Below are 23,746 nucleotides of genomic sequence, written 5' to 3'. Positions count from 1 at the left end.
CATACTAGTCCTTCATATCTTCGCCGACGGAAAGGACATGGATGGTGACATCCATACCGAGATGGGCGTCGGCGGGTCCCACGTAAGTGCCGTACAACGGGATGGCCTGATGCGGATCGCGCGCGACCGCGACGCGAATGAGATCGCGGCTGCCGACAATGCCGTTGGTGGGATCGAACTCGATCCAGCCCGCGCCCGGCAGATAGGCCCGCACCCAGGCATGGGTCGAACCGCCGCCGACATAACCATGCGCCTCGTCGCCGGGAATGAAGATGTAACCGCTGACGAAACGCGCCGCGATGCCGAGGCGGCGCAGCGCCTCCATCATGAACAGCGCGAAATCGCGGCAGGTGCCCGAGCCGATGCTGAGTGTATCGAGCGGATGCTGCGTGCCGCGCTCGTAGCGCCTGCGATAGCCGAACGACTGGCGCACGCCATGAGTCATGCCGACCAGCAGATCCAGCGTCCTTGTCCGGCGCCCTTCGCTGAGAAACTGCCGCGCCCATGCCGCCAGCGCGCCATCGGGATCGCTGTATTGCGGCGTCATCGATGGCGTCAGATCCGTAAATTCATCCTGGTTGTAGAAGAACGGGTAGTAATAGGCCTCATCGTCGGGGGTCAGGTCGATGTTCTCGAGCGGATAATGCTCGACGGTGACGGTCGAATCGAACACCAGCCGGTCCGACTCGATGTCGAAATCGGCGATGGCGACGCTGTTGCCGAACACATCGTGAATGCGGCGCAGCGAGGATGGCTGCGGCGAGATGTCGAGCCTCTCCGACAGCACACGGATATCGTGGCCGTCGCGCGGGCGCAGCATGATCCGATGCTCGCCGAACGCCACCGGGCGGTCATAGCGATACTCGGTCTTGTGATGAATCGTCAGCAGGGGCATCGTGGCGTTCGCGGCGGCTATATTCATGTGTTCAAATCGTACATGCTATCTTGCTGCACTTCCGGCTCATTGTTGGGCTTGGATGCTTCAGCGTTAGGCAATGATCGACGGATGACCGTGCACGAAACGAGCGACACACGACGACTCCTTGAGGACGACGAAGTTCCCCCCGTTCTCGAGGAAAATGCGGGCAGCCGCTCGCCGTTCGTCTTCACCTGCGACCATTACGGCCGGCTGATCCCGCGGGCGCTCGGCGATCTCGGCGTGCATGCCGGCGAGCTGGAGCGGCACATCGCCTGGGACATCGGCATCGCCGAGGTCGCGACCTGGCTTGCGAGAGAGATGGACGCTCACCTGATTGCGCAGCGCTACTCGCGCCTCGTGATCGACTGCAACCGGCCGTTCGACAGCCCGGGCTCGATCCCTCTGATCAGCGAAGCGACGGAAATTCCCGGCAATGGCGGGCTCAACCACGAACAGGTCACCGCGCGCCGGCAGGCGGTGTTCGCGCCCTACCATGCGCGGATCGCGCAGGCGCTGGATGCGCGCAAGACGCAGGGGCTGCCGACCATTCTGGTGTCGCTGCATTCCTTCACGCCGGTCTATGCCGGCATCGCGCGGCCCTGGCACATCGGCACGTTGTACAATCGCGACGACCGGCTGCCGCATCTTTTGCGCGACCTGCTGCGCCACGAAGGCGATCTCGTGGTCGGCGACAACGAGCCCTATGCGGTCAGCGACGCCACCGACTACACCATCCCGGTTCACGGCGAGCGGCGCGGCCTGATGAACACCGGCGTCGAGATTCGTCAGGACCTGATCGGCGACCAGTCCGGCCAGCATCAATGGGCGGAGCGGCTGGCGCGTCTGTTGCGCGAGATCGAGGAGACGCTGCACGCGAAGAAGCTGATGCCGGCTTAACCTCTTGTTGCGACAAAGGCGGCCAGCGCCCAAAGCACGGCAACGATCGCCCAGACAACCCAGATTCCTTTCGCGCGCGGCTCCAGCACCGACTCCGAGGGATTGGCGGGGTTGACATAGACATCCACCGACTGGCCATCGTGATAGCGCTTCACCCAACGCTGCACCGCGCGATCGGATGTCGATGACACCTCGCCGCCGAGGGACGCCACCGTGCCCGTGTAGTTCACGCCGTTAAAGCTGTAGGTGTAGCTGATCCGCGCCTTGAACCTGATCTGCCCGCGGCTTGTATCGGTCGCCGCGCTTCGGAACCTTTCAAGCCCCGATGTCGCAATCGTGCCCCTGGTCACCGGCCAGTGCCGGGCCTGACGCGCATGCCGCTGGATGGCGAGGGCAATCAGCGCCGCAACAGCCCCGAACGCCCCGAGCGCCACCGTCATCGGCGCATTGGCAACCGGCATGGAGGAAACGAAATCGGTCAGCTTGTGGAAACCGATCGCGGAGCCGAACACCAGCGCGACCGCGATCGCCACCATCCAGCCGATGCAGCCCCACATGCCTTGCGGCATGTCGCGCTCCAGAACGGCCTCGCTCCGTTTGTTCGGATTGTAGAAGACGGTCACCGGCTTGCCGACCGGATAGCGCGCGATGGTTTCCGCGACCTCGAAGTTTCCGCGGTCCTCACCGATGGTGACGCGGTTGCAGCGATAGACCTGTCCGGCAATCGAATATTCGTAAGTGACGTTGGCGAAATTGCGCTCCTCGAAGCGATGGCCTCTCGCGCGGTCGCTGTCGATCACCTTGACCTGTCTCGTCTCGGGTTTCGAGATGACGACCTTGCCCGGCGTGCTGGGCCAGTCGCTCGCGGCGCGGACCTCCAGATATTTATAGCCCGCGGCAAACACGATGAGGCCGACCGGCGCCAGCAACATCGCATACACAAACCACGGAATATCCGGCAGCATCGTTATCTCGCGCGCGTCAGGGCGAGCCAGATGCCGCCGCCGATCATGAAACCGCCGGAGATGCGCGACACCAGCCGCACGCGGCGGGCCGAGAGAATTTTGCCCGCGCGCCCGGCCAGCAGCGCATAGGCCCCGTCGGTCAGCGCCGCGATCACCGTGAACGTAACGCCAAGCAACGCCACCTGCGGCAAGTGATCCCGCTGCATATCGACGAACTGCGGAATGAACGCGCCGAAGAACACCAGCACCTTCGGATTGCTCAGCAGGACCAGAAATCCCTGCAGGAAGAATCCGCCGCGCGGTGGCGGCGGCGCTTCCGTTGCCGACATCGCGCCCGACGAGCGGAACACCTTGATGCCGAGCCAGACGAGATAGGCCGCTCCCGCGAACCTGACCCACTCGAACCAGTACCCCATCGTCGCCATCAGCGTGGTCAGACCGACGGCGATGATCGCGATGATGATCACAAGGCCCGCCTGCGCCCCGGCAATGTTGGTGAGCGCCGCACGCGTGCCGTAGCGAAGGCCGTTGGCGATGACCAGCGTGACGATCGGACCCGGCAGGATCGCGAGCGCGACGCAGGCGGCGACGTAGGCGAGATAAACCTGAAGCGACATGATTGATTTCCGTCCATGACCGTCATGGCCGGGCTCGTCCCGGCCATCCACGTCTTACTAGCAAGAATAGAAAGACGTGGATGCCCGCGACAAGCGCGGGCATGACGAATTCTTGTCTGAGTCATTCTCACTTTACAACGCGCTTGACATGCAACCATTTGGTTGCCTATTATCCTGACCATGGATGACGTCTTCAAGGCACTGGCGGATGCATCGCGGCGCTCATTGCTGGACCGGCTTCATGCCCGCAACGGACAGACGTTGCTCGAACTCTGCGATGGCCTCGCCATGACGCGGCAGGCCGTGACCAAGCATCTCGGGATTCTTGAAGACGCCAATCTCGTGACCACGCTCAAACACGGCCGCGAGAAGCTGCACTACCTCAATCCCGTTCCGATCCACGAGATCGGCGAACGATGGATCAGAAAATTCGAGCGCGGCAAGCTCGCCGCGCTCAGCGAACTAAAACGTCAACTGGAGAAGCGTGATGCGTAAGCCGGAATTCGTCTACACGACCTATATCAAGACCACGCCGGACAAGCTCTGGCATGCCCTGACCGACACGGAATTCACACTGAGCTACTGGTTCGGATGCAGTCTGCACTCGGACTGGAAAGTCGGCTCCCGCGTGCATATGGACCTTGGCGGCAAGGTGATGAACGAGGGCTTTGTTCTCGAATCCGATCCACCGCGCAGGTTGTCCTATAGCTGGCTGTCGGTTTACGACACGGACATGATCAAGGAACGCCCTTCGCGCGTGACGTTCGTGCTTGAGCCAAGCAACGGCGCGGTCAAGCTGACCGTGACGCACGAGGATTTCGCGGAAGGCAGCAAGACGTTGCCCAGCATTTCCGAAGGCTGGCCGATCGTGCTGTCCAGCCTGAAGAGCATTCTCGAAACCAGCCAGCCGCTGGATTTCGAAATGGCCCGCAATGCGGAGAGCGCGTGATGGATATCAGCAAATTCAAACCTTCGCTCGTCTACACGATCTACATCGCCGCGACGCCCGAGAAGGTCTGGGAAGCACTGACATCGGCCGAGTACAGCAGGGAATATTTCTCGGGCTTCGGCGTCGAGGTCGAGGACAGAGTGGGAGGCGCGTTCGTTCTCCGCGCGCCGGACGGCTCGGTCCATATCGGCGGCGAAGTCATCGCCTATGATCCGCCGCGCAAGCTGGTCATCACCTTCAACGTCAACTGGCCCGGTCTCGTCGAGGCCCTTGGCGAGACACTGGTGACCTACGAGATCGAACAGTCGGGTGATTCCGTCCGCCTGACCATGACCGAAGCCAACGACCGCGAGATCAGCGAGGACATTCTCTCCGGTGGCCGCGCGGGCTGGCCGGCGATTCTGTCCAGCCTGAAGAGCGTGCTGGAAACCGGCAAGCCGCTCGCGATCGAGATGGAGCCGCCGAAACGGATGCTGGAGGCGCTGAAGAAGATGGGTGTGAAGATTCCGGGAATGCCGAAATGATGCGATGATCTCCCTCCCCTTGATGGGGAGGGTGGCTGACCGAAGGTCAGCCGGGTGGGGTGAGCGGCAAACGCCGATGGCCAACGAGAATGCGCGCAAACTTCGAAAGCAACTTACACCACAGGAAATCAAACTGTGGAGCAGATTGCGCGCGCTGAAACCGCTCGGTTATCATTTCCGTAGGCAAGCGCCGATAGGAGCCTACATCGTGGACTTCGCGTGTTTGCGCCGACATCTCCTACTCGAAGTAGATGGCGGCCAGCACGGCTTAGCTCCGGGCATGGAGCGAGATATTCGGCGTGATAGATTTCTCGTTTCGCATGGCTTTCGCGTCTTGCGTTTCTGGAATTCCGATATCGATCAAAATCTCGAAGGTGTGATGGAGAGAATTCTCTCGGAATTGAGTACCCCCACCCCGACCGGCTAACGCCGGTCGACCCTCCCCACAAGGGGGAGGGAGGAGACCGCCTACCCCAACCCTCGCAACTCGCGCCGCAGCACCTTGCCGGTGGCGGTCATCGGCAAGGTGTCCGCGAACTGGATGTGGCGCGGATACTCATGCGCAGCGAGTTGCACCTTGACGAAATCCTGAATTTCTTTCGCAAGCGTATCGCTCGCCGTGAACCCCGGCCGCAGCACGATCCACGCCTTGATCGCCTCGGTGCGGATCGGATCGGGAATCCCGACCACGGCGGACATCGCCACCGCCGGATGCTTCATCAAAGTGTGTTCGATCTCCGCCGGGCCGATGCGATAACCCGCGCTGGTGATGACGTCGTCCTCGCGGCTGACGTACCAGAAATAGCCGTCGTCATCCTGCACGCCGAGATCGCCGGTGAGCAGAAATCCGCCGGCATATTTCGTCGCGGTCGCGTCCGGATTCTTCCAGTATTCGAGCATCATGCACGGATTCGGCGCGCGCACGCCGACGATGCCGCGTGCATTGCGCGGCTGTTCCTCGCCGCGCTCGTTGACAATGCGCACATCGAAGCCCGGCGTCGGCTTGCCCATCGAGCCCGGTTTGATCGGGAACAGCGCCGAGTTGTTGGCGAGCACCAGATTGCATTCGGTCTGGCCGTAGATCTCATGGACGTTGACGCCGAAGGTGGCGTGCACCCACTCGATCAGTTCGGCGCCGAGGGATTCGCCGCCTGAGAAAATGCTGCGCAGCTTCACGCCGGAATGTTTGACGTCGGCCTGACGCATCAGCTTCAGCGCGGTCGGCGGCAGGAACACGTTGCGCACGCCGTGATCGGCCATCAGTTGCATCGCCGCCTGCGGCTCGAACTTCTTGGCGCGATGCCCAAGCATCGGCACGCCGTGATACCAGGCCGGAAACAGCGCATCGAACAACCCGCCGATCCACGCCCAGTCCGCCGGGGTCCACATCAGGTCGCCCGGCTTCGGTAGGAAGTCGTGGGCCATTTCGACATTCGGCAAGTGGCCGAGCAGCACGCGATGGGCATGCAGCGCGCCTTTGGGATTTCCCGTGGTGCCCGAAGTGTAGATGATGATCGCCGGATCATCCGGGCCGGTGTAGACGGTCGAGAAATTCTCCGAGGCGTCCTCGATCGCCTGCCAGAACGATTTCGCGCCGGCATGGATCGCGCCGCTGGTCACATAGATGTCCTGCAGATGCGGCAGCCGATCGCGGATTTTCGACAGCTTTTCCCAACCGCCCTCGTCGGTGATGACGGCCTTCGCGCCGCTGTTGGAGAGCCGGAATTCCAGCGCGTCCTCGCCGAACAGCGTGAACAGCGGCACCGAGACCAGACCGGAGCGGAACGCGGCGAGATGCGCGATCGGCAGCTCCACCGACTGCGACAGGAACACCGCAACGCGGTCGCCGCGCACAAGGCCATCGGCCTTCAGCGCATTGGCAAAACTCTTCGACAGCGCGCTGATCTCATCGAACGACAGCTTTTGTGTGCTGCCATTCTCATCAGCGTAAATCAGCGCAAGCCGGTTTGAGCCGTCGGCGTGACGGTCGCACGCAGCCGTCGCAATATTGAAGACCGCCGGAATGTCCCAGTGGAAATTGCGGTAGAGGTCGTCGTAGTTGTCGGTTTCGGTGAGCATGTTGGGCCTTCGAGTTATCCGTCGTCGTGAGCTAACTCATTCTGTCTCGTAAAGGAGACCCCCACCCCGGCGCTGCGCGCCGACCCTCCCCACAAGGGGGAGGGAAAAGAAAATGAACGTCGCCGCACCTCTTATCCCTCCCCTCGATGGGGAGGGTGGCTGACCGAAGGTCAGCCGGGTGGGGTGATGTTCTTCGAATCTCACCCTGTCAGCGCGGCCTTCACCAACCCGCTGGCCTTGCCGAAATCCATTTGCCCGGCGTATTTCGCCTTCAATGCGGCAATCACCTTGCCCATGTCCTTCATGCCGGCGGCGCCGGTTTCCGTGATGACGGCGGCAATGGCGACCTTCACTTCATCTTCCGACATCTGCTTGGGCAGATAGGCCGAGATCACCGCGATCTCCTCGCGCTCTTGGGCTGCGAGTTCAGGACGGCCGCCCTTGTCGTAAAGCTCGACCGATTCCTGGCGCTGCTTGATCATCTTCTGCAGCAGCCCGAGGATGTCCTCGTCGCTGAGTGGCGGCTTGCTCTGGCCGCGCGCCTCGATGTCGGCATTCTTCAGCGACGAATTGACCATGCGCAGCGTCGAGAGCTTGCGCTCGTCCTTTGCCCTCATCGCGTCCTTGACGGCATTGTTGATGTCATCGCGCAGCATCGGTCTCTCCCTCGCGGCAAATCGCTTTGCGTTGATTTAGGGCGTTTTTCGCCGCGGCACAACCAACAGGGTTACATCTCAAGCCAGTCGAGCAACGCCTCGGTCATCGCCTGCGGTTTTTCGAGCTGCGGAAGGTGACCGCAATCCTGGATGGTGACCAGCTTCGCGCCCGCGATTCCGTTCGCCATCTCGATCGATGCATCGACCGGAACCATGTTGTCGGTGTCGCAGGCCAGCACCAGCGTCGGGCACTTGATGGTCGCCAGCGTCGGGCGGGAGTCGATGCGCCCCGTGATCGCCTCAAGCTGCCAGACGAAGGCATCGGGACCGACATCGTCCGCCATATCGAGGACAATGCGGTGCAGTTGCTCGTCGCGCGCCAGTGCGGGGTGCACGAAGTTCGCAAACAGGCGATCCATCACGGCACGATAGCCGCCCTGCTTCACTTCGTTGATCATCGCCCGCCGCTTCTCGGAGACTTCCGGCGCTTCGGGCAGCGCCGATGTGTTCAGCAGCGCCAGCCGTGCGATCCGCTCGGGCGCCTGCCGGTACATCTCCAGCACGATGTAGCCGCCCATCGAATGGCCGGCGAGCGCGAAGCGCAGCGGAGCTTCGGCGAGAATGCGCCGCGCGATGGCGGCCATGTCGCCGCCACGCGCATGGTTGGCGAGGACCACCGGACCCTGCCGCCACAGCGCGGGGATTTGCGGATCATAGATGCGCGGCGAACACGCAAGGCCCGGAACGAGCACGACGGGAAGCGAGGTTGGCATGTGAACATCCAGTTCTGTCATTGCCGGGCTTGACCCGGCAATCCATCCTTCTTGAAAGACTCTACTCTTGAGATGGATGCGCGGGTCAAGCCCGCGCATGACATCCTATTGAGGATCCATCAAGCCACGCCGCGCTTGCGGCCTTCCCAGTACGGCGCACGCAGCGCCTTGCGGTCGATCTTGCCGAGCCCCGTGACCGGGATGGTCTCGACGAAATCGATGGTCTTCGGCGACCATGGCGCGCCGCGCTTGTCCTTGACGTGGGCCTGCAGTTCAGCGGCGCCGGAATTCGCGCCGGATTTCAGCACCACGAATCCCTTGACGGCCTCGCCCCACTTGTCGTCGGGAATCCCGATCACCGCAGCGGATGCGACAGAGGGATGCGACATCAGCGCATCCTCGACCTCGCGCGGATAGATGTTGAAGCCGCCGGAGATGATCATGTCCTTGGTACGGTCGACGATATAGAAGTAGCCCTCTTCATCCTTCACCGCGACGTCGCCGGTGTGCAGCCAGCCGCCTTTCAGGGTTTCGGCGTTGGCGTCGGGACGCTTCCAGTAGCCGTCCATCACCAGCGGCCCGCGCACGCAGATCTCGCCGGGCTCGCCGATCGCAACTTCGCGCATTTCGGCATCGAACAGTTTCACGTCCACGAACGGGCTGGCGCGGCCGCAGGAGCCGAAGCGGTGCGGTTTGGTCTCGTCGTGGTCGATCTTGCGCAGCGTGGTGATGCACTGCGGCGCTTCGGTCTGCCCGTAAAGCTGCACGAAGACCTTGCCGAAAATCTTGATGCCTTCGAGCAAACGGTCCGGCGACATCGGCGCCGCGCCGTAGACGATCATCTCCAGCGACGACATGTCGTGACGTTTGCGCAGGTCCTCGTTGTCGATCAGTGCGTAGATCAACGTCGGCACCAGAAACGTCGAGTTGATCTTTTCGGCGGCGACAACGCCGGCATAAACTTCCGGCTCGAAGCCCTGCACGAGACGCATCAACCCGCCGCGCATCATCACCGTGAACAAAGTCACGCCGGCGGCATGGCTGATCGGCGTCGCGGCAAGGAAGCGGACATCCTGCGGCCAGTCCCAATCCGAATGCAGCAGCAGCGCCATGGTGACCAATGCGCGATGCGGCAGCATCACGCCCTTGGAGCGTCCGGTCGTGCCGCCGGTATAGGCGAGAAAGGCGAGTTCATGGCTTGCACTCTCGTCCACCAGCGGCGCTGGGGTTGCCTGCGCCACATCGGCGAGAATGTCGCGCACGCCGTCCATCGGGCCGAACGACATCAGATGCTTCAGCTTCGGCGCGCGTGCCTTGATGGCGAGACCGCGCGGACCGAACTTCGCGCCCTCGACGATCAAAAGATCGATCTCGGCGTCATCGACGATGAAGGCATGGTCGTCCTCCGCCGCCATCGGATGCAGCGCGGTGTAGCGCATACCCATCACCAGCGCCGCGCAGATCGCCGCCCAGGACTCGGCGCGGTTGCTCGCCACGACGGACAGCGCGTTGCCTTTTTTCATGCCGAGCGAGCGATACACCGCGATGAAACGCGCCACCTGGCCGCCGAACTCGCGATAGGTCCAGCGAAGATGGCCGTCGGCGATGGCCGGCTGGTCGGAAAATCGCGCAATCGCGTTGACGATGAGGCTTCCCATCGTACCGCCGGAATGAAGTTGAGCCAGATCCGGCGCGCCAATCGCCACATTCATCGCGTGTCTCCTGTTAAATCCCATCAAGAGCGCATGATCTGTTCGCCAAACCGCCTACACTTTGGCGGATCATGCGCGACGCGGCTCGTTATGTCGCAGTGGCCGCGCGGGGGCGCAGATTAGGCAGCGTTCGCCGGGTGTCAAATATGTGCAAATGACATGAATTTCCGGCGCTTCTGCCTTTGACGCGCCGCGGCACAGGGGTTATGTGATGCACTTATGACGACATCAGATAACTCTTCAGCCTGGCCGGACCATAAACCGACCGCGCTCCTCGTGCTTGCCGATGGCACCGTGCTGGAAGGCTTCGGCCTCGGCGCAGAAGGTCAGGCCGTTGGCGAGGTCTGCTTCAATACGGCGATGACCGGTTATGAGGAAATCCTCACCGATCCGTCCTATGCCGGGCAGCTCATTACCTTCACATTTCCCCATGTCGGGAATGTCGGAACCAACGACGAAGACATCGAAACGGTGAACATGGCGGCGACGCCGGGCGCGCGCGGCGTAATTTTACGCGCAGCCATTACTGATCCGTCGAACTATCGCTCCGCCAAGCATCTCGACGCATGGCTGAAGGCGCGCGGCATCATCGGCCTGTCCGGCATCGACACCCGGGCGCTGACCGCGCTGATCCGCGACAAGGGCATGCCCAACGCCGTGATCGCGCACGCGAAGGACGGCCAGTTCGACCTGCACGGCCTCAAGGAAGAAGCGCGCGAATGGCCCGGCCTCGAGGGCATGGACCTCGTGCCGATGGTGACCAGCGCCCAGCGTTTCACCTGGGACGAGACGCCGTGGGAATGGGAGAAGGGTTTCGGCAAGCAGGACAAGCCTGAATTCAACGTCGTCGCCATCGACTACGGCATCAAGCGCAACATCCTGCGGCTTCTCGCCGGCGAAGGCTGCAAGGTCACGGTCGTGACCGCGAAGACCTCGGCCGAAGACATTCTGGCGATGAAGCCGGACGGCGTGTTCCTGTCCAACGGCCCCGGCGATCCGGCGGCGACCGGCGAATATGCCGTGCCCGTCATCAAGAAGGTGATCGAGTCCGGCACGCCGACATTCGGGATCTGCCTCGGCCACCAGATGCTCGGCCTCGCCGTCGGCGGCAAGACCATGAAGATGCATCAGGGCCATCACGGCGCCAATCATCCGGTGAAGGACCTGACCACCGGCAAGGTCGAGATCACCTCGATGAACCACGGCTTCGCGGTGGACAAGACCACGCTGCCGAACAACGTCACCCAGACGCATATCTCGCTGTTCGACGACTCGAACTGCGGCATCGCGCTGGAAGACAAGCCGGTGTTCTCGGTGCAGTACCATCCGGAAGCCTCGCCCGGCCCGCGCGACTCGCACTATCTTTTCAGGCGCTTCGCCGATCTGATGCGCGAGCGCAAAGACCCGTCGCAGCGCAAGAGCGCCTGACACCCGTGGACTATCGTCTCGTCTTGTTCGATTTCGACGGCACGCTGGCGGATTCCTTCACATGGTTCACGTACGTCGTGAACGACGCCGCTGACAGGTTTGGATTCCGGCGCGTTGCACCGCAGGATATCGACATGCTGCGCGGCAAAGGCGCGCGCGAGGTCGTCGCACATCTCGGCGTACCGTTCTGGAAGATGCCCGCCATCGCCAGCTACATGCGCGCGCGCAAGGCGAGCGACGTCGCGGCCATCGGCCTGTTCGACGGAACGGCAGGGATGTTGCGGCAGGTACGCGAGGCCGGACGAACGCTCGCCATCGTCAGTTCCAACTCCGAAGCGAATGTCCGCGCCATTCTTGGCCCCGACACGGCGGCGCTCGTGCATTACTATGGCTGCGGCGTCTCGGTCTTCGGCAAAGCCGCCCAATTCAAGAAAGCATTGCGCCATACCGGAATCTCAGCCGCACAAACACTCGCGGTGGGCGACGAAATCCGCGACATCGACGCCGCCCGCACCGCGGGCATCGCTTTCGGCGCCGTGGCGTGGGGGTATACCTTGCCAGAGGCGCTGCAAGCACAACGGCCGCAGTTCATCTTTCATACCATGAACGATATCACCACCGCCCTCACTCCGCCGCGCTGAGTTCGGCCCAGTCGAACTCTTCTTCCAGCCGGTGCGCCATCTGGATCGTTGCCGAGCAGCTCGCGCTCTTTGCGGGGACAGCGAGCATAAATCGAAAACAAAACGCCCGCGCGAAGCGGGCGTTTTTCGATCCAGTAACGATCGCGTCGAAGACGCTGCACGAGGCTTACGCCTCGTTGCCGCCTTCCTGGCGGGTGGCCTCGAACAGGAACCAGGTCCGGCGCTCGGTCTCATCGATGAAGACCTCGAGGATACTGGCGGACGCAACGTCCTCGGCATCGTCGCAAACCTTGTGCGCCTTGCGCATGGCCGCGGCGACCTTCTTGTTGTCTTCCATCAGTTCGCGCAGCATTTCGCGCGGCGGCACGAACTTCTCGTCGTTGTCCTCGAGGGTCTGGAGCTTGGCGATGTGGCCGATGGAGCGGATGGTGTTTCCGCCGATCTTTCTGACACGTTCCGCCAACTGGTCGGTGGAGCCTAGGATCTGGGCGGACTGCTCGTCGAGCAGAACATGATAATCGCGGAAATGGCGTCCGCTGACATGCCAGTGGAAATTCTTCGTCTTTAAGTAAAGCGCGAAGGCATCCGCCAGCAGCGTGTTGAGTGCAGCCGACACCTTGGTCACGGCAGCACTGTCGAGATCGGTGGGGGTGTCGAGTTCGGCCGAAACGGCATTCTTGGTTTTGCTCACAGCGGGCCTTCCTGTAGGAAATAACATCAGGCGATGGACAGTGATCGCCAGACCAACTAACGCATCCTAGGCCCGCCGGTTCCCGGGCGGGAACCCCTCCCTTGGAGGCATGATCGTTCCGAAACCGCAGGTTTCCGGGACCATGCCATTAACATAGAGGCATGATCTTCCCGAAAACCGGGCCCACTTTTCGGGATCATGCCAGTCCGGACAAAGCCGATGGACGACTGGATCGATTATTACGATTCAACCCACACGATTTATGTCAGCAAGCTGCATCGCGACGTGCATTTCCGCGTGATCGCCAATGACATTCTCGCATACGTCCCCTCTCCGGATGCCGTGGTGCTGGATTATTCCTGCGGCGAGGCGCTGTTCGCCGCGCAGGTCGCGGCCGCCTGCCAGAAGCTGATCCTTGCCGAACCTGCCCCCGGTGTGCGCGGACGTCTCACCGCCCGGTTCGGCCCGAACCCGAAAATCGCGGTCCGCTCGCTCGATGACCTTCAACAGTTGCCGGACAGGTCGGTCGATCTCGCCGTGATGATTTCAGTGGCGCAGTACATGACGCCGGCCGAACTCGATACGGCATTCGCCCTGATGCGCCGCGTGTTGAAGCCCGGCGGCCGGCTGGTGCTGGGCGATATCCTGCGCCCCGAAGTCGGTGCTGCGACCGACGTGATGGCGTTGCTCAGGCTTGCGGCCAAGAACGGCTTCCTGACCGACGCATTGTGGGGGCTGGCCCGCACGGCGCTGTCGGACTACTGGCAATTGCGCAAAAGCATCGGGCTGCAGCGCTACGCCGAAGCCGACATGCTGGCGAAGCTGAAAGCCGCGGGGTTCCAGGCATCGCGCGCAAAAACCAATATCGGCTACAATCCCGCGCGCATGACTTTCGTCGCGACACCGCGTGCCTGATCGATACAACTGCACACATTAAGGTTAAGCCGAAGCCCTCGTGGACTCCACGTAACGCCGCGGTACTCTCCTGCCATGGCCCGGTGGCGGAATGTTACGCGGAGGCGCCGCAAACGCTTCATATCCTGGTTCAAGTCCAGGCCGAGCCTCCAAATTCTCTGGTCCGCGATCCTGCGGGCCGCAAGTCCCGGAAACTACCTGAAATTCGCAGTTGATCGCGGCTTTTAAGGCCTTTCACCGTCACGGAATCTGGTCTAAAGACACGGCGCGCGCGAGGGCAACCTGGCGCTTGGCTCGAGGGACGCGCGGATGCGCGCCCTTTTTTTGTGCCCAAATTCCTGCCGTGAGACTTAATGCCTAAACGTACAGACATCTCGACGATCCTCATCATCGGCGCTGGCCCCATCGTGATCGGCCAGGCCTGCGAATTCGATTACTCCGGCACCCAGGCCGTGAAGACGCTCCGCGAAGAGGGCTATCGCATCGTTCTGGTCAACTCCAATCCGGCCACGATCATGACGGACCCGGAACTGGCGGACGCGACCTATATCGAGCCGATCACGCCGGAAATCGTCGCCAAGATCATCGAGAAGGAGCGCCATGTGCTCCCCGGCGGGTTCGCGCTGCTGCCGACCATGGGCGGCCAGACCGCATTGAACTGCGCGCTGTCGCTACGCCAGCAGGGCACGCTGGACAAATTCGACGTCGAAATGATCGGCGCCACTGCGGACGCCATCGACAAGGCGGAAGACCGTCAGCTTTTCCGCGAGGCCATGACCAAGATCGGCCTCGAGACCCCCAAATCGCGGCTGGCGAATGCCTCGGCGCTGAAGAAGCAGTACCGCGACCAGTATCTTGCCGAGAAGGAAAAGCTCTCCGGCGAGGCGCTTGCCGAGCACGAGCGGCAGTGGGTGCTGCATGAAGGCGACCGGCGCAAGCGCTATCAGGAGCACGCGCTCGGCCAGGCGCTGATGGCGCTGTCCGAGATCGGCCTACCCGCGATCATCCGCCCCTCGTTCACCATGGGCGGCACCGGCGGCGGCATCGCCTATAACCGGGAAGAATTTCTCGACATCATCGAGCGCGGTCTCGATGCCTCGCCGACCAACGAAGTTCTGATCGAGGAATCCGTTCTCGGCTGGAAAGAATACGAGATGGAGGTTGTCCGCGACAAGAAGGACAACTGCATCATCGTCTGCTCGATCGAAAACCTCGATCCGATGGGCGTGCATACCGGCGACTCCATCACCGTCGCTCCTGCCCTGACGCTGACCGATAAAGAATATCAGATCATGCGCGACGCCTCGCTGGCGGTGCTGCGCGAGATCGGCGTCGAGACCGGCGGATCGAACGTGCAGTTCGGCGTCAATCCGGCCGACGGCCGCATGGTCGTCATCGAGATGAATCCGCGCGTGTCGCGCTCGTCGGCACTGGCCTCGAAAGCCACCGGCTTCCCGATTGCCAAGGTCGCGGCCAAGCTCGCGGTCGGCTACACGCTCGATGAAATCGCCAACGACATCACCGGCGGCGCCACGCCGGCGTCGTTCGAGCCGACCATTGACTACGTGGTCACCAAGATTCCACGCTTCGCGTTCGAAAAATTCCCCGGCGCCTCGACCACGCTGACCACCTCGATGAAGTCGGTCGGCGAAGTCATGGCGATCGGCCGCACATTTCAGGAGAGCCTGCAAAAGGCGCTGCGCGGGCTTGAGACCGGCCTCACCGGCCTCGATGAAATCGAGATCGAAGGCCTCGGCCAGAGCGACGACAAGAACGCGGTGCGCGCCGCGCTCGGCACGCCGACGCCCGACCGCCTGCTGCAGGTCGCGCAGGCGATGCGGCTCGGCTGGTCCAACGAAGAGATCTTCACCTCGTGCAAGATCGACCCGTGGTTCCTCGCCGAGATGCGCGGCATTATCGAGATGGAAGCCAAGGTCCGGGCGAACGGCCTGCCCGGCAACGCCCACAGCATGCGTATGCTGAAGGCGATGGGCTTCTCCGACGCCCGCCTCGCCGTGCTCGCCAACACCACCGAACCCGAGGTGAAAGCTGCACGCCGTGCGCTGAACGTGCGCCCGGTGTTCAAGCGCATTGACACCTGCGCCGCCGAATTCGCCTCGCCCACCGCCTATATGTACTCGACCTATGAAGCCCCGTTCGCTGGCGCGATGGCCGACGAGAGCGCGCCCTCGGACAAGAACAAGGTCATCATCCTCGGCGGCGGTCCGAACCGGATCGGCCAGGGCATCGAGTTCGACTATTGCTGCTGCCACGCCTGCTTCGCGCTGCATGATGCCGGCTTCGAATCCATCATGGTCAACTGCAATCCGGAAACCGTCTCGACCGACTACGACACCGCGGATCGCCTCTACTTCGAACCGCTGACCGCAGAAGACGTGCTCGAGATCATCGACACCGAGCGCAGCAACGGCACGCTGCACGGCGTCATCGTGCAGTTCGGCGGCCAGACCCCGCTGAAGCTCGCGCGCGCGCTGGAAGAAGCCAATGTGCCGATCCTCGGCACCTCGCCCGACGCGATCGATCTCGCTGAAGACCGCGACCGCTTCAAGCGCGTGCTCGACAAGCTCAAGCTCAAGCAGCCCAAGAACGGCATCGCCTATTCAGTGGAGCAGGCGCGGCTGGTGGCCGCCGATCTCGGCCTGCCGCTGGTGGTGCGTCCATCCTACGTGCTCGGCGGTCGCGCCATGCAGATCATCCGCGAGGAATTCCAGCTCGGCGATTACCTGCTCGGCACGCTGCCGGAACTGGTGCCCGCCGACGTCAAGGCGCGCTATCCGAACGACAAGACCGGCCAGATCAACACGGTGCTCGGCAAGAACCCGCTGCTGTTCGACCGCTACCTGTCGGACGCCACCGAGGTCGACGTCGACTGCCTGTGCGATGGAAAAGATACGTTCGTCGTCGGCATCATGGAGCATATCGAGGAAGCCGGTATTCATTCCGGCGACTCGGCCTGTTCGCTGCCACCGCATTCGCTTGAGCCGGCGGTGATCGCCGAACTCGAGCGCCAGACCCGCGAACTCGCGCTCGGCCTCGACGTCGTCGGCCTGATGAACGTGCAGTACGCCATCAAGGACGGCGATATCTACGTGCTGGAGGTCAATCCGCGCGCCTCGCGCACGGTGCCGTTCGTCGCCAAGGTGGTCGGGATTCCGGTCGCGAAGATCGCTGCGCGGATCATGGCGGGCGAGAAGCTCGCCGACTTCAAACTGAAGCCGCCCAAGCTCAACCATGTCGGCGTCAAGGAATCGGTGTTTCCGTTCGCGCGTTTCCCCGGCGTCGACACCGTGCTCGGGCCGGAAATGAAATCGACCGGCGAGGTCATGGGTATCGATCGCTCGTTCGCGGTGGCCTTCGCCAAGAGCCAGCTCGGCGGCGGCACCCGCGTGCCACGCAAGGGCACGGTGTTCGTGTCGGTGCGCGAAACCGACAAGGCGCGAATCCTCGACGCGGTGAAACTGCTGAGCTCGCTCGGCTTCAAGGTGATCGCGACATCCGGCACGCAACGCTTTCTCGCTGAAAACGGTGTTCCGGCCGAGAAGATCAACAAGGTATTGGAAGGCCGCCCGCACATCGTCGACGCCATTACCAACGGCGAGGTGCAACTGGTTTTCAATACCACCGAAGGGCCGCAGGCACTCGCCGACAGCCGCTCGTTGCGGCGCGCTGCCCTCTTGCATAAAGTGCCATATTACACCACTCTTTCGGGTGCATTGGCGGCGGCGCAGGGCATCCGGGCCTATCTGGGCGGGGATCTCGAGGTCCGCACCCTGCAAGGTTACTTCCCCGATCTCTGAAATTGGTAGCCGGTCATCCCGACCGGAGTAGTATAAGTGGAACCAGTGATCCGGTTCTGACATTCGTATCTCGTTTTTCGCAGGCACCTTTACGAATGTCAGAACCAAAGGATCACTGGAATTATAGTTTACTAGTGTCCTTTCGTATCCGACGTTCGCTCGGAAGGCGCTACAAAGTGAAGCGAACGTCGGATACGGGACACTAGCGGCGGGAACCGCCCAGCCGCAATCGTGTTCTCATTCGTTGCCCCGCGGCCGTAGCCAACGGGATCAAACAAGATGTTTCGTGCATACGGCAACAGCCCGCCGCACGAAATGCAAGGACGACGAAATGGTTGACAAGGTACCGATGACCCAAGGCGGATACGACGCCCTGGGAGTTGAATTGAAGCAGCGCCAGTCGGTGGATCGCCCGCGCATCGTCGAGCAGATTGCCGAAGCGCGCTCGCATGGCGACCTGTCGGAGAACGCCGAGTATCATGCCGCGAAGGAAGCGCAGTCGCATAACGAGGGCCGCATCGCGGAACTCGAGGACAAGCTTGCGCGCGCCGAAATTATCGACGTCTCGAAACTGTCCGGCGACACCATCATGTTCGGCGCGACCGTGACGCTGGTCGATGAGGACACCGAGAAGAAGGCTGTCTGGCAGATCGTCGGCGAGCCCGAGGCCGACGCCAAGAAGGGCCGCATCTCGATCACCTCGCCGCTGGCGCGCGCGCTGATCGGCAAGAAGAAGGGCTCCTCGGTGGAAGTCGTGGCTCCCGGTGGCGCCAAGGCTTACGAGATCACCAGGGTGGACTGGAAGTAAGACGCCCACTAATTCGATTGCGCCTAAGCAAGATGGCCGGGTTTTTCCCCGGCCATTTTTGTATCCTCAGCGTCGTCCCCGCGCAGGCGGGGACCCATCTCGCTATGCGTGAGGACTAATCTTGTTCCACGTCTACCATCCTCGCCAGTGCCCGCAATGGAACGCTGTACATCGGCGTAACCAACAACGTCGCGGCGCGGCTCGAATTGCATCGTCTTGGCCAAGGCTCAGAATTCGTGAAGCGATATCGCGTCTATCGCCTTGTCTATGTCGAAACCTATTCCAGAGCAGAAGAAGCCATCCAACGAGAGAAGCAGATGAAGAAATGGAATCGAGCATGGAAAATAAGGCTGATTGAACAGGACAATCCCGAGTGGCGGGACCTGACCGACATGCTAGCTTAAAAGGAAGATGGGTCCCCGCCTGCGCGGGGACGACGACGATGGTTGGGATATGCCGCGTTCTCACATCATGACGTTGCTGCTGATGGTGGTCATCGCCACCACCGGCGCACGCGCCGCCGAAATCGACATTCCCCCGCCCGGCAAGCCGAAAGAACTTTCGGTCTACGTCAACCAGCCGAACTGCCAGCGCTGGACCGATGACTGCGTGAACTGCGCGCGCGGAGCGAGCGGCGAGGCGCCGACCTGCTCGAACATCGGGGTTGCCTGTCAGCCCAAGGCGATCCGCTGCACCGCCGCGGACATTCCGCAGGGCGAACCCCAGAAGAAGTAGCGGCAGTTTCCAACCGGAAACCAGGGCACACGCACAACACTGTCACCTTCGACTTATTCCGGATCGCCCCACGAAATCGTCATCGGATTTCCAAGGGGCAACACTATTGCTTCCCTGTCCGGCGCGATATCAAATCACGTGGAATCAAACAGGGGGAGTTTTCCATGGACTTCGGGTTTCTCGCGCCATACCGGCCGCAGCTTCTCAGCGTGCTGCGCATCATGACCGGCCTGCTGCTGTTTCAGTTCGGCGTCGCCAAGATTCTGAAATTTCCGGCGGTGCCGATGTTCGCCAACCCGCCGACACTCAGTCTCGTCGCCGGCGGAATCGAACTGGTGCTGGGCGCACTGCTGATCGTCGGCCTGTTCACCCGCCTGTCGGCGTTCCTTCTGGCCGGCGAAATGGCCCTCGCCTACTTCATCGGCCATATGTTCAAGACCGGCAGCGCCGTTTTTCATCCGCTTCTGAACGGCGGCACGCTGGCGGCAATGTTCTGCTTCGCATGCCTTTATCTGGCGAGCGCAGGCCCGGGTCCGTGGAGCGTCGACGCCTCGCGCGGCAAGGCCTGATCGCTCAAGCCCTCAAGGCATGATTTCCGATCATGTCCTGACAAAGAACACAACAGTCAAACCCGCGCCGATGGCCACCACCACGGCGCGGATTATTTTTTCCGGGACGCGGCGCGCGAGACTGACGCCGTAATAGCCGCCGATGGCCGACGCGGCGATCGTCACCAGCGCGTGCGGCCAGTGCACCAGACCGCCGGCGATCAGCAACGCCGCCGACATGATCTGAATCAGAAACGCGACAACGATCTTGGTCGCGTTGGCCTTGTGAAAATTACCGCTTTCGAGGATGGCCAGCGCCGCGAGCATCATGATGCCTGTGCCGGCTCCGAAGAATCCGCCATAAATCGCCACCAGCATCATGAACCCGTAGGCGGCAATCCGCGCACCTGCATGCTGGCCGCGCGACCATGGTTCAACGAAAGCGCGGATCTGGCTGCTGAATGCGAACAGCAAAGTGGCCAGCAACAGCAGCCACGGCACCAGCGGACGGAAACCACTGTCGCCCAGCCCGATCAGCAGCAGCGCACCGGCACCGCCGCCGATCAGTCCGATGATCGCGAACGGAATCATCTCGCGATGATAAGTGCGAACCTCGGAGCGGTAGGCAGCGACACTTGCGAGATTGGCGGGCGTCAGCGCCACCGCGCTGGTGGCGTTGGCATCCAGCGTCGGCAAGCCGCTGACGACGAGCGCGGCGAACGTAATAAACGTGCCGCCACCGGCGACAGCATTGACGGTGCCCGCGGCGAAGCCCGCCACCGCCAGCACAACGATCTGGAATAAAGTCACGTCAGCCCCATCACGCAATCGGGCGGGGAAGCGCCCGGCACGCGGCTTTTAGAGCATGCCGCCGCCCGGGAGAACGCTGCGTCTCGTATGGCCTCCATGTCGTCCCCGCGAAAGCGGGGACCCAGAAGCACAAAATAAATGAGGTTCTCGTGAACTCTCCAAGCATGGGTCCCCGCTTTCGCGTGGACGACCAACTACGGCGAGCAGCGCACTTTCAGCCCTGCGGGACTTTCAGTTCGAGCGGCACGTCCGGCGCATCCTTGGAATTGTGCAGCACCAGCGAGGTTCGCACGTTGCGCACATGGGGCGCAGCCGTGAGGTGCGAGACGAAATTCTGAAACGTCACCATGTCCGGCGCGACGCATTTGAGGATGAAATCGATCTCGCCCGACAGCATCCAGCATTCGCGCACCAGCGGCTCGTGACGGACGAATTCCTCGAACGCGCGCAAATCGGCATCGGCCTGGCTCGACAGATGCACCGAGGCGAACACCGTGACGTCGAAGCCGAGCGACGAGGGATTGAGCAACCCGCGATAGCCGGTGATGTAGCCGTCTTCTTCCAGCGTCCGGACCCGGCGCAGGCACGGTGGCGGCGAAATCCCGACCCGCTTGGCCAGTTCCACGTTGGTGATTCGGCCGTCGGCCTGAATCTCGTTCAGAATTTTCAGATCGATTTCGTCGAGGGTTTTTGACACGGGCAGGTAATCCTTGGCGGCCGGATGGTCCGGCCGGTTTCGGGACTGTTCTAGCCATCCGCAGCGTTTCGCGCAATTTTATTTCGTCAGCATGCTATGTCATGGCTAGCTGGGGAAAATCTCATGATAGGGGTTGCATATCTTGCATAGCTCGCAGGATGGCCTACATTCGGAGCATGCACTTTTAACAGCCCAGCGATGCCTTTACGGGCAAGTCCCGCCTCGTCGCTGATCATCCCTGCAACAGAATACCGAAGGTCGCGCTATGGCCGCTCCCATTCATGCCAAGGTTGTCATCATCGGATCCGGGCCCGCAGGCTACACGGCGGCGATCTACGCCGCCCGCGCCATGCTTGAACCCGTGCTGATCCAGGGCATCCAGCCTGGCGGCCAGCTCACCATCACCACCGACGTCGAGAACTATCCGGGCTTTGCCGACGTCATCCAAGGTCCCTGGCTGATGGAGCAGATGGAAAAGCAGGCGGCGCATGTCGGGACCAAGCTCGTTACCGATCACGTCAACAAGCTCGAACTCAGCCAGCGCCCGTTCCGCATCACCACCGACAGCGGCGATGTCTATCTGGCTGACGCCGTGATCCTCTCCACCGGCGCCCAGGCGCGCTGGCTCGGCATTCCCTCGGAAGAGAAGTTCAAGGGCTTCGGCGTATCGGCCTGCGCCACCTGCGACGGCTTCTTCTACCGCAACAAGGAAGTGTTCGTGGTCGGCGGCGGCAACACCGCGGTCGAGGAAGCACTGTTCCTGACCAACTTCGCCTCGAAGGTGACGCTGGTCCACCGCCGCGGCAGCCTGCGCGCCGAACGCATCCTGCAGGACCGGCTGTTCAAGCACCCCAAGATCAGCGTGATCTGGGAGAGCGAGGTCGACGAAATCCGCGGCTCCGAGAATCCTTCGAAGGTCACCCACATCCGCCTGAAGAATCTCAAGAGCGGCACCGTGACCGAGCACGCCGCCGACGGCGTGTTCATCGCCATCGGCCATGCGCCGGCGACCGAACTCGTCACCGGCCAGCTGAAACTGAAATCCACCGGCTATGTCGAGATCGCACCCCATTCGACCGCGACCTCGGTGCCCGGCGTCTTCGCCGCGGGCGACGTCGCGGATGAAACCTATCGCCAGGCGGTGACAGCGGCCGGTCTTGGCTGCATGGCAGCGCTGGAAGCCGAACGATTTATCGCTCACAGCGCCACCGAACGCGCAGCTGCGGAGTAACCATGGCACGAACACGCGACGGATTAAGCGATATGGATTGGGACAAGCTGAAGGTCTTCCACGCGGCTGCGGAAGCGGGAAGCTTCACGCATGCGGGCGAACAGCTCGGGCTGTCGCAGTCGGCCGTCTCCCGTCAGGTCAGCGCGCTGGAGCAGGAACTGTCGGTTTCGCTGTTTCACCGCCACGCCCGCGGACTGATCCTCACCGAGCAGGGCGACCTCCTGTTCCGCACCGCGCATGACGTGTTCATGCAGTTGCAGGCGGCGCGCGCAAAACTCACCGACAGCCGCGAGCGGCCGAGCGGCGACCTCAAGGTCACCACCACACCGGGCGTCGGCATCAACTGGCTGATTCCGCGGCTTGGCGAATTCACCGCGCTTTACCCCGACATCCGCATTTCACTGATCGTGACCGACGAGGAACTCGACCTGTCGATGCGCGAAGCCGATGTGGCGATCCGCACCCGCAAGCCGACCCAGCCGGATCTCATTCAGCGCAAACTGTTCTCGATGGGCTTCCACGCCTATTGCTCGCCGGAATACGTCAAGCGCCACGGCACGCCGCGCACGCTCGACGAACTGGATGCGCACCGGATCATCGTGCTCAGCGACCAGAACGTGCCGCAGCACCTGCAAAACCGGAACTGGCTGGTCGACGCCAACCGCAACGGCTCCGGCCCGCGCGAAGCCGTGTTCAAGGTCAACAACATCCTGGGTCTGGTGCGCGCTTGCCAGCAGGGCCTGGGCATCGCCGCGCTGCCGGACTACCTCGTTGAGGACAATAACCGGCTGGTGCAGCTGTTCAGCGAGGCCGACTCGATTCAATTGGATACATATTTTGTTTATCCCGAAGAATTGAAGTCGGTGGCGCGCGTGCAGGTTTTCCGTGATTTTATCGTGAGTAAGGCGCAACGCTGGCCGTCCTAGTGTCCCGTATCCGACGTTTGCTTCGTTTCGCAGCGTCGCCTGTGCAAACGTCGGATACGAAAGGACACTAGCAACACCATAATTCTGGTGATCCTTTGGTTCTGACATTCGTCAAAGTACCTGCGATGGATACCGGACGAATGTCAGAACCGGATCACCAGGCCCCGGGTTCAAACGGACGTTTGAGCCCGCATTCTGAGCATGACTGACATACCGGGATCGGAGTTGTCCGGATGGGAAGTCGCGGCCCATACTCTCCCCACACTGATTGAGCGTTCTGCGCATTGTCCCCCTCCTCCAGCGGAACGCGCGCTCAGTTATCCCTCTTGGAAGGTGATTGTGTCGGCCTCACGTGGCCAAAAAACTAAACAGGCCGGGCTCTTTAGCCCGGTCTTTTTTCTGCCCGT

General features: G+C 62.1%; 25 protein-coding genes and 1 tRNA gene. 16 read left to right on the top strand and 10 right to left on the bottom strand.

Annotated elements, in window-relative coordinates; translation table 11 throughout:
• Nucleotides 1–4: 4 nt before the first annotated feature.
• Nucleotides 5–895, bottom strand: coding sequence for a transglutaminase family protein (locus YH63_RS10805; protein WP_046829592.1), 891 nt, complete (start codon nucleotides 893–895; stop codon nucleotides 5–7).
• A gap of 111 nt (nucleotides 896–1,006) precedes the next feature.
• Here YH63_RS10805 and YH63_RS10800 point away from each other — a divergent pair, with 111 nt between their 5' ends.
• Complete coding sequence (locus YH63_RS10800) at nucleotides 1,007–1,816, top strand: N-formylglutamate amidohydrolase (protein WP_046827608.1); 810 nt, start codon at nucleotides 1,007–1,009, stop codon at nucleotides 1,814–1,816.
• Here the strand turns inward: YH63_RS10800 and YH63_RS10795 are convergent.
• Both YH63_RS10795 and YH63_RS10790 read right to left on the bottom strand, forming a co-directional pair.
• The gene (locus tag YH63_RS10795) at nucleotides 1,813–2,781 is read right to left on the bottom strand and encodes a DUF3592 domain-containing protein (protein WP_046827609.1); all 969 of its coding nucleotides are present in this window, start codon (nucleotides 2,779–2,781) and stop codon (nucleotides 1,813–1,815) included. The two genes, YH63_RS10800 and YH63_RS10795, sit on opposite strands and share 4 nt — an antisense overlap.
• A gap of 2 nt (nucleotides 2,782–2,783) precedes the next feature.
• On the bottom strand, nucleotides 2,784–3,398 hold the full coding sequence (locus YH63_RS10790; protein WP_046827610.1) for a LysE family translocator: 615 nt from the start codon (nucleotides 3,396–3,398) through the stop codon (nucleotides 2,784–2,786).
• A 180-nt stretch (nucleotides 3,399–3,578) separates the two neighbouring features.
• Between YH63_RS10790 and YH63_RS10780 the strand changes: the two genes are divergently transcribed.
• The 4 genes from YH63_RS10780 to YH63_RS10765 all read left to right on the top strand — a co-directional run bounded on the left by YH63_RS10780 (nucleotide 3,579) and on the right by YH63_RS10765 (nucleotide 5,298).
• Nucleotides 3,579–3,893: an ArsR/SmtB family transcription factor gene (locus YH63_RS10780; protein ID WP_046827611.1), complete on the top strand. Its 315-nt coding sequence runs from the start codon at nucleotides 3,579–3,581 to the stop codon at nucleotides 3,891–3,893.
• Nucleotides 3,886–4,347: an SRPBCC family protein gene (locus tag YH63_RS10775; protein WP_046827612.1), complete on the top strand. Its 462-nt coding sequence runs from the start codon at nucleotides 3,886–3,888 to the stop codon at nucleotides 4,345–4,347. The genes YH63_RS10780 and YH63_RS10775 overlap by 8 nt, the downstream gene beginning before the upstream one ends.
• Nucleotides 4,347–4,871, top strand: a complete 525-nt coding sequence (locus YH63_RS10770) for an SRPBCC family protein (protein WP_046827613.1) — start codon at nucleotides 4,347–4,349, stop codon at nucleotides 4,869–4,871. The genes YH63_RS10775 and YH63_RS10770 overlap by 1 nt, the downstream gene beginning before the upstream one ends.
• Nucleotides 4,872–4,947: 76 nt before the next feature.
• Nucleotides 4,948–5,298 (top strand): endonuclease domain-containing protein, encoded by a 351-nt coding sequence (locus tag YH63_RS10765; RefSeq protein WP_046829593.1) that lies wholly within the window; start codon nucleotides 4,948–4,950, stop codon nucleotides 5,296–5,298.
• Nucleotides 5,299–5,339: 41 nt separating this feature from the next.
• Here YH63_RS10765 and YH63_RS10760 read toward each other — a convergent pair whose 3' ends face one another.
• From YH63_RS10760 to YH63_RS10745, 4 genes are all read right to left on the bottom strand, one after another.
• Entirely contained in the window at nucleotides 5,340–6,950 is a 1,611-nt protein-coding gene (locus YH63_RS10760; RefSeq protein WP_046827614.1) for an acyl-CoA synthetase, read from the bottom strand.
• 200 nt (nucleotides 6,951–7,150) lie between these two features.
• Nucleotides 7,151–7,606: a GatB/YqeY domain-containing protein gene (locus YH63_RS10755; RefSeq protein WP_046827615.1), complete on the bottom strand. Its 456-nt coding sequence runs from the start codon at nucleotides 7,604–7,606 to the stop codon at nucleotides 7,151–7,153.
• Nucleotides 7,607–7,677: 71 nt separating this feature from the next.
• A complete protein-coding gene (locus YH63_RS10750) occupies nucleotides 7,678–8,379 on the bottom strand; it encodes an alpha/beta fold hydrolase (RefSeq protein WP_046829594.1) in 702 nt (233 codons plus the stop codon).
• Between the two features lie 119 nt (nucleotides 8,380–8,498).
• The gene (locus YH63_RS10745) at nucleotides 8,499–10,091 is read right to left on the bottom strand and encodes an AMP-binding protein (protein ID WP_046827616.1); all 1,593 of its coding nucleotides are present in this window, start codon (nucleotides 10,089–10,091) and stop codon (nucleotides 8,499–8,501) included.
• 219 nt (nucleotides 10,092–10,310) lie between these two features.
• On the opposite strand from YH63_RS10745, the gene carA reads away from it, so the two are divergent.
• Both carA and YH63_RS10735 read left to right on the top strand, forming a co-directional pair.
• The gene (gene carA, locus YH63_RS10740; RefSeq protein ID WP_046827617.1) at nucleotides 10,311–11,519 is read left to right on the top strand and encodes a glutamine-hydrolyzing carbamoyl-phosphate synthase small subunit; all 1,209 of its coding nucleotides are present in this window, start codon (nucleotides 10,311–10,313) and stop codon (nucleotides 11,517–11,519) included.
• Nucleotides 11,520–11,524: 5 nt separating this feature from the next.
• The gene (locus tag YH63_RS10735) at nucleotides 11,525–12,160 is read left to right on the top strand and encodes an HAD hydrolase-like protein (protein WP_046827618.1); all 636 of its coding nucleotides are present in this window, start codon (nucleotides 11,525–11,527) and stop codon (nucleotides 12,158–12,160) included.
• Nucleotides 12,161–12,326: 166 nt separating this feature from the next.
• Here YH63_RS10735 and YH63_RS10730 read toward each other — a convergent pair whose 3' ends face one another.
• Entirely contained in the window at nucleotides 12,327–12,851 is a 525-nt protein-coding gene (locus YH63_RS10730) for a Dps family protein (protein ID WP_046827619.1), read from the bottom strand.
• 219 nt (nucleotides 12,852–13,070) lie between these two features.
• Here YH63_RS10730 and YH63_RS10725 point away from each other — a divergent pair, with 219 nt between their 5' ends.
• The 7 genes from YH63_RS10725 to YH63_RS10695 all read left to right on the top strand — a co-directional run bounded on the left by YH63_RS10725 (nucleotide 13,071) and on the right by YH63_RS10695 (nucleotide 19,696).
• Entirely contained in the window at nucleotides 13,071–13,766 is a 696-nt protein-coding gene (locus tag YH63_RS10725; RefSeq protein ID WP_046827620.1) for a class I SAM-dependent methyltransferase, read from the top strand.
• A 77-nt stretch (nucleotides 13,767–13,843) separates the two neighbouring features.
• Nucleotides 13,844–13,918, top strand: a tRNA-Cys gene (locus tag YH63_RS10720).
• 201 nt (nucleotides 13,919–14,119) lie between these two features.
• Complete coding sequence (carB, locus tag YH63_RS10715) at nucleotides 14,120–17,584, top strand: carbamoyl-phosphate synthase large subunit (protein WP_046827621.1); 3,465 nt, start codon at nucleotides 14,120–14,122, stop codon at nucleotides 17,582–17,584.
• Between the two features lie 331 nt (nucleotides 17,585–17,915).
• Nucleotides 17,916–18,392: a transcription elongation factor GreA gene (greA, locus tag YH63_RS10710; protein WP_046827622.1), complete on the top strand. Its 477-nt coding sequence runs from the start codon at nucleotides 17,916–17,918 to the stop codon at nucleotides 18,390–18,392.
• A gap of 137 nt (nucleotides 18,393–18,529) precedes the next feature.
• Nucleotides 18,530–18,796: a GIY-YIG nuclease family protein gene (locus YH63_RS10705; RefSeq protein WP_046827623.1), complete on the top strand. Its 267-nt coding sequence runs from the start codon at nucleotides 18,530–18,532 to the stop codon at nucleotides 18,794–18,796.
• A gap of 49 nt (nucleotides 18,797–18,845) precedes the next feature.
• Nucleotides 18,846–19,127: a hypothetical protein gene (locus YH63_RS10700; protein ID WP_046829595.1), complete on the top strand. Its 282-nt coding sequence runs from the start codon at nucleotides 18,846–18,848 to the stop codon at nucleotides 19,125–19,127.
• A 164-nt stretch (nucleotides 19,128–19,291) separates the two neighbouring features.
• Nucleotides 19,292–19,696 carry a DoxX family protein gene (locus YH63_RS10695; RefSeq protein ID WP_046827624.1) on the top strand — a complete coding sequence of 135 codons (405 nt, stop codon included), beginning with the start codon at nucleotides 19,292–19,294 and terminating at the stop codon, nucleotides 19,694–19,696.
• A 30-nt stretch (nucleotides 19,697–19,726) separates the two neighbouring features.
• Here YH63_RS10695 and YH63_RS10690 read toward each other — a convergent pair whose 3' ends face one another.
• Nucleotides 19,727–20,485 carry a sulfite exporter TauE/SafE family protein gene (locus YH63_RS10690; protein WP_046827625.1) on the bottom strand — a complete coding sequence of 253 codons (759 nt, stop codon included), beginning with the start codon at nucleotides 20,483–20,485 and terminating at the stop codon, nucleotides 19,727–19,729.
• Nucleotides 20,486–20,699: 214 nt separating this feature from the next.
• Entirely contained in the window at nucleotides 20,700–21,182 is a 483-nt protein-coding gene (locus YH63_RS10685) for an Lrp/AsnC family transcriptional regulator (protein ID WP_046827626.1), read from the bottom strand.
• Between the two features lie 265 nt (nucleotides 21,183–21,447).
• Here YH63_RS10685 and trxB point away from each other — a divergent pair, with 265 nt between their 5' ends.
• Both trxB and YH63_RS10675 read left to right on the top strand, forming a co-directional pair.
• Nucleotides 21,448–22,413 (top strand): thioredoxin-disulfide reductase, encoded by a 966-nt coding sequence (trxB, locus tag YH63_RS10680; protein WP_046827627.1) that lies wholly within the window; start codon nucleotides 21,448–21,450, stop codon nucleotides 22,411–22,413.
• 2 nt (nucleotides 22,414–22,415) lie between these two features.
• Nucleotides 22,416–23,339 carry a LysR family transcriptional regulator gene (locus YH63_RS10675; RefSeq protein ID WP_046827628.1) on the top strand — a complete coding sequence of 308 codons (924 nt, stop codon included), beginning with the start codon at nucleotides 22,416–22,418 and terminating at the stop codon, nucleotides 23,337–23,339.
• Nucleotides 23,340–23,746 lie beyond the last annotated feature (407 nt).

Origin of the sequence: Afipia massiliensis, assembly GCF_001006325.2 — a bacterium.
GTDB lineage: Bacteria > Pseudomonadota > Alphaproteobacteria > Rhizobiales > Xanthobacteraceae > Afipia > Afipia massiliensis_A.
Note: the sequence above shows the minus strand (reverse complement) of the source record. Positions and strands in the feature narration are given on the sequence as shown.

What these genes read in the sequence shown, in the direction of transcription:
- YH63_RS10805 (WP_046829592.1), bottom strand. Translation starts at nt 895, where the DNA reads ATGCCCCTGCTGACGATTCATCACAAGACCGAGTATCGCTATGACCGC.
- YH63_RS10800 (WP_046827608.1), top strand. Translation starts at nt 1,007, where the DNA reads ATGACCGTGCACGAAACGAGCGACACACGACGACTCCTTGAGGACGAC.
- YH63_RS10795 (WP_046827609.1), bottom strand. Translation starts at nt 2,781, where the DNA reads ATGCTGCCGGATATTCCGTGGTTTGTGTATGCGATGTTGCTGGCGCCG.
- YH63_RS10790 (WP_046827610.1), bottom strand. Translation starts at nt 3,398, where the DNA reads ATGTCGCTTCAGGTTTATCTCGCCTACGTCGCCGCCTGCGTCGCGCTC.
- YH63_RS10780 (WP_046827611.1), top strand. Translation starts at nt 3,579, where the DNA reads ATGGATGACGTCTTCAAGGCACTGGCGGATGCATCGCGGCGCTCATTG.
- YH63_RS10775 (WP_046827612.1), top strand. Translation starts at nt 3,886, where the DNA reads ATGCGTAAGCCGGAATTCGTCTACACGACCTATATCAAGACCACGCCG.
- YH63_RS10770 (WP_046827613.1), top strand. Translation starts at nt 4,347, where the DNA reads ATGGATATCAGCAAATTCAAACCTTCGCTCGTCTACACGATCTACATC.
- YH63_RS10765 (WP_046829593.1), top strand. Translation starts at nt 4,948, where the DNA reads ATGGCCAACGAGAATGCGCGCAAACTTCGAAAGCAACTTACACCACAG.
- YH63_RS10760 (WP_046827614.1), bottom strand. Translation starts at nt 6,950, where the DNA reads ATGCTCACCGAAACCGACAACTACGACGACCTCTACCGCAATTTCCAC.
- YH63_RS10755 (WP_046827615.1), bottom strand. Translation starts at nt 7,606, where the DNA reads ATGCTGCGCGATGACATCAACAATGCCGTCAAGGACGCGATGAGGGCA.
- YH63_RS10750 (WP_046829594.1), bottom strand. Translation starts at nt 8,379, where the DNA reads ATGCCAACCTCGCTTCCCGTCGTGCTCGTTCCGGGCCTTGCGTGTTCG.
- YH63_RS10745 (WP_046827616.1), bottom strand. Translation starts at nt 10,091, where the DNA reads ATGAATGTGGCGATTGGCGCGCCGGATCTGGCTCAACTTCATTCCGGC.
- carA (WP_046827617.1), top strand. Translation starts at nt 10,311, where the DNA reads ATGACGACATCAGATAACTCTTCAGCCTGGCCGGACCATAAACCGACC.
- YH63_RS10725 (WP_046827620.1), top strand. Translation starts at nt 13,071, where the DNA reads ATGGACGACTGGATCGATTATTACGATTCAACCCACACGATTTATGTC.
- carB (WP_046827621.1), top strand. Translation starts at nt 14,120, where the DNA reads ATGCCTAAACGTACAGACATCTCGACGATCCTCATCATCGGCGCTGGC.
- greA (WP_046827622.1), top strand. Translation starts at nt 17,916, where the DNA reads ATGGTTGACAAGGTACCGATGACCCAAGGCGGATACGACGCCCTGGGA.
- YH63_RS10700 (WP_046829595.1), top strand. Translation starts at nt 18,846, where the DNA reads ATGCCGCGTTCTCACATCATGACGTTGCTGCTGATGGTGGTCATCGCC.
- YH63_RS10695 (WP_046827624.1), top strand. Translation starts at nt 19,292, where the DNA reads ATGGACTTCGGGTTTCTCGCGCCATACCGGCCGCAGCTTCTCAGCGTG.
- trxB (WP_046827627.1), top strand. Translation starts at nt 21,448, where the DNA reads ATGGCCGCTCCCATTCATGCCAAGGTTGTCATCATCGGATCCGGGCCC.
- YH63_RS10675 (WP_046827628.1), top strand. Translation starts at nt 22,416, where the DNA reads ATGGCACGAACACGCGACGGATTAAGCGATATGGATTGGGACAAGCTG.